Annotated in this window: 3 protein-coding genes and 1 pseudogene; 2 read left to right on the top strand and 2 right to left on the bottom strand. The window is 62.8% G+C overall.

The genetic code is table 11. The features are described from left to right. Together ABY403_RS15940 and ABY403_RS15935 are read right to left on the bottom strand one after the other, a co-directional pair. Positions 1-237: pseudogene (locus ABY403_RS15940) on the bottom strand (two-component sensor histidine kinase); the annotation flags it as partial. Next, positions 234-893: a response regulator transcription factor gene (locus ABY403_RS15935; protein WP_372841794.1), complete on the bottom strand. Its 660-nt coding sequence runs from the start codon at positions 891-893 to the stop codon at positions 234-236. The gene ABY403_RS15935 and the pseudogene ABY403_RS15940, both read right to left, overlap by 4 nt. A gap of 145 nt (positions 894-1,038) precedes the next feature. Here ABY403_RS15935 and ABY403_RS15930 point away from each other — a divergent pair, with 145 nt between their 5' ends. Both ABY403_RS15930 and ABY403_RS15925 read left to right on the top strand, forming a co-directional pair. Further along, complete coding sequence (locus ABY403_RS15930; protein ID WP_038068680.1) at positions 1,039-1,356, top strand: PepSY domain-containing protein; 318 nt, start codon at positions 1,039-1,041, stop codon at positions 1,354-1,356. After that, positions 1,310-2,194: ferric reductase-like transmembrane domain-containing protein (locus ABY403_RS15925; RefSeq protein ID WP_372841793.1), on the top strand; the 885-nt coding region annotated here is incomplete at its 3' end. The genes ABY403_RS15930 and ABY403_RS15925, both read left to right, overlap by 47 nt.

Genomic DNA, 2,194 nt, shown 5'->3' with positions numbered 1-2,194 from the left:
GTGCGCACGGATCGGGGCGAGCCGCTGGGTCACACCCTGATCTTCCCGCCCGACGATGTCGGTTACTGCCAGCGGCAGGATCCGCTCCGCTGTCTCACGGAGCGCGCTGTCGAAGACCTCGTCCATTTCGGCCCGGACGATCACGGCCGTCACCGTCGCAGCCAGCAGCCACAGCACCGTCAGCACCAGCCCCACGGATAGGCCGAGCCGCGCCTGAAGGCTTGCGGGCCACCTCATGGCCTGCCCAGGCGGTAGCCCATGCCGCGCTCGGTTTCGATGATTGCGCTCCCCAGTTTCTTCCGCAGGCGGCTGACATGGACCTCGATGGTGTTGCTCTCGACCTCGGCGTCGAAGGCGTAGAGCTTCTCCTCCAACTGCGCCTTGGACAGGAGCTGCCCGGGGCGCGCGAGGAAGGCTTCGAAGAGCGCCCATTCCCGCGCCGTCAGCGGCACATGTCTGCCATCCCGATGGACGCTGCGCGCAGCAAGGTCGATGTCGAGCGGTCCGTGGGTCAGGATCGGGTTGGGGTTGCCGCTGTAGCGCCGCGCGACCGATCCGATCCGCGCCGACAGTTCCGACAGGTCGAAAGGCTTCACAAGGTAGTCGTCTGCGCCCGCGTTGAGGCCTTCGATGCGGTCCGACACTTGGTCGAGTGCGGTAAGAATGATGACCGGCGTCACGTCGCCCCGCGTGCGCAAAGCCTTGAGGAACCCGATGCCACGCCCGTCCGGCAGCATCAGGTCGAGCAGGATTAAGTCGTAGGACGTAGCAGCCATGGCATCGCTTGCCGCATCCAACCGCGTAACCCAATCCACTGACTGGCCATCGGCTGCGATCTGGTCGCGCACGGCAGCGCCGAGGGTCGTGTCGTCTTCGATCAGCAATATGCGCATGGTCGTACCCGTTCTTGTCTGATGTCCCTGCATGATCCGTCTGGCTGACACGAAGCTGAAGCCTGTGGGTCGCGCCCGTTCAGGCTGTCGTCAGTTTCGCAGCGCATGAAGTGCATCAAGAGGCGAGCCACTAGGAGTGTGCCCCATGAAGAAGACATTGACAATTATCGGCTTTCTCGCGGTCTTCCCGGCCGGCGCGGCGCTGGCTGACGACGACTGCTTCGTTCCGATGGCTGATTGGCAGCCGCGCGACGCGGTTGCCCGTCTTGCCGAGGAAAATGGCTGGGCGGTGCGCCGCATCAAGATCGACGATGGCTGCTACGAAATTGACGGCCGGGATGCCCAAGGGCGTGCGATCGAGGTGACGGTCCACCCGGCGACGTTGGAAGTAATCGAGTTCGAGTTTGAGGACGACGATGATGATCGTCGCGACCGCGATCACGAGAGACGCGACGATGACTGATACGGCGCATCGTGATGGTAATGTCTCTGCGCCGGGCCTTCCCACACTCCCTCGGCTTTCCCTCAACTCTCCTCTGGCCCTGACGGGCCCGGTGCTGGTGGCGCTGCCATGCCTGCTGGCGGCTCTGCTCGGGATGAACACCTATGCGCCTTATGGTGCGGATGCAGCATTTGGTATTGCCGTCGGGGCCGCGGCAGTTGTCGCGATGGCACAGACCTTGATCCTCGCCGCACGGCCGCCACTGGTGGAACCATTGTTCGGCGGTCTCGATCGAATGTACCGGGTCCACAAATGGCTCGGCATTTCCGCGATGGTCCTGATGATACTGCACCAGCAGATAGAGCCGGATTTCGAGCGTTTGGTGCGTGAAACCTCCCTTGGGGACCTAGGTGAAGAGGCGGGCGAACTTGCCTTCAACGCACTTCTCGCCCTAGTCGCTGTCAGCTGGTTCCGGAGATTGCCCTTCATCGGGCTCGAGATTCCCTATCAGCTCTGGCGGTTCAGCCATCGTTTCATGGGAGCCCTTTTTGCAATCGTGGTGTTTCACCAGTTTTTTGTCGACATGCCTGCTGGGGTAGACCCGACATTCATGTTGGTGCTGAATGCTTTCGGCATCGCCGGAGTGGTCGCCTGGATCTTCACCGAGTTGCTCGCTCCGCACCTACGGCGTAGAGACTTCACCGTCAGCCAGATCAGGCAGACCGGTGACACGACCACCTTGATGCTCACTCCCAAAGGCCGTGCCATGCGGTGGCGGCCCGGGCAATTCGCTTTCGTTCGAGCGCCGGAAGCTGGACTGTCCGAGCCGCACCCGTTCACGATCGCCAGTGCCCCGCGC

Source organism: Phaeovulum sp., from assembly GCF_041596715.1.
Lineage (GTDB): Bacteria > Pseudomonadota > Alphaproteobacteria > Rhodobacterales > Rhodobacteraceae > UBA6213.
The sequence above is the reverse complement of the archived record's forward strand: the minus strand, read 5'-3'. Positions and strand labels throughout refer to the sequence as shown.